Below are 1583 nucleotides of genomic sequence, written 5' to 3' on the forward strand. Positions count from 1 at the left end.
CTCTATAATTTAAGCTGGTTTCTTGAATAAATTAATCGTTCTTGGAAAAATTGGGAATTTTTCTACAAAATAGTGCGTTCTCGAAGTAGATTTTAACTAAATGAACCTTCTTACGATTCTCTTGTTTGTTTGAAGGCATACTTCTCCCTTGTAGACGATTGATTCAAAAAATTAACGTGATGAGTGATTTAAATCCATTGACTGGATCGCCGTAGGCGCTCGAAGACCCTATAGAATTCAGTTTGATACACATGATAACTCGACAATTTTAGATAGGCTCGTCTGCCTGTTTGCACAAGTTTGCCAGCGACTTTAAGGAATATTAGTCGGATGGAATGAATAGTCATCCCTTGGTTCTTTTTATCAAAGCCGATAGTCTTTAGACAGTTAATGAGGTTGTATGCAAGCAGACTAATCATCATTCTGACATGATTTTCTAAGAAGCGTGGACTATCTGTTTTATCGAAATAAAAGCCACCTTTCGCTTCTTTGATGAAATTCTCCATTGTCCCTCGCTTGCCGTAAAGAGAGAATATGACTTCAGGTGAGACATTATCGGATAGATTAGTCACAATGAATGCGTGTTGAAAGAGGAGTTCTCCTGCTTCACGGATTGATCGAATACAGACACGACGGGGTTTCGACCATGATTGTGCTTGATAAGGCATTGAAAAATACTGAACTTCCCGATCTTCCCATTTTTTGTTATCCCCGTAAAGAACGGATTGCTCAGCTAATTGACTTAACCTCCGATTGTTCTTTAATCGGATCACATACTGACTTTCATTTTCTTCACAAGACTCATACACCTCTGGTGTTGCGAAGCCGCTGTCCCCACGAACCAATATGTCAGTATTCGGTATGGATTCATTGTAGTGGTGTAACAATGGGTCGATAAAGGCTTTCACCCCTTTAGATGTGTACTGATTACCTGAACGCAGTTCAGCTTTTAAGAAATCTCCAGTCAGTCCGTCAAAGGCAACTAATGGGTGGTAGCCGTAGGTTTGATAATGTGCATTATAATCTGTTTGTTCTTGATGGCCAAAGGTATCTGAATGAGTGGAATCGAGATCAATGATTAACTCGGTGTCATTGCGAATCAAACGCGCTTTATCAATGAGTGACTGATTTAATGATTGTAATTGACCCACATTTTCCGTGGTGAAACGATCCAGAAACCGTGAAATTGACGATTGTGAGGCTAATTGTTTTCTGCCTAACACCATTTGAAAGACTGGATCCTGTCGTAACAGATTAGCTGACGAGTCTGCCGAATAACCAGCAATCAGTTGCATAATGAGCTGTTCTAATATCGCTAAATTATCATGCGTGTAGTAAGCACGGTTATCTTTAATGTCCAGAAGTGATTTTGCCAAATCAGAAAACTTGAAGGTATCCATTACTTCTTTAACTAAGACTAAACCCGAATCACTCGATAAGCGACCACCTGTATGCGAAATGATGATGTTTGAATTGAATTTTACCTGGTTTTTGTGTAAGCTAATCATGAAGAGAACTCCTTTCTTATGGTTGGTTTAGACACCTTTACCATATCAGAATGGGGTTCTTTTTTCATCACTTAA

Annotated in this window: 1 protein-coding gene; it reads right to left on the reverse strand. The window is 39.0% G+C overall.

Translation table 11 applies throughout. The annotated features are described in order from the left end of the window. Nucleotides 1-188: 188 nt before the first annotated feature. Nucleotides 189-1508 carry an IS1380 family transposase gene (locus EF384_RS09485; protein ID WP_123781462.1) on the reverse strand — a complete coding sequence of 440 codons (1320 nt, stop codon included), beginning with the start codon at nucleotides 1506-1508 and terminating at the stop codon, nucleotides 189-191. Nucleotides 1509-1583: the final 75 nt, after the last annotated feature.

Source organism: Aerococcus agrisoli (assembly GCF_003797145.1).
Taxonomy (GTDB): Bacteria; Bacillota; Bacilli; order Lactobacillales; family Aerococcaceae; genus Aerococcus; species Aerococcus agrisoli.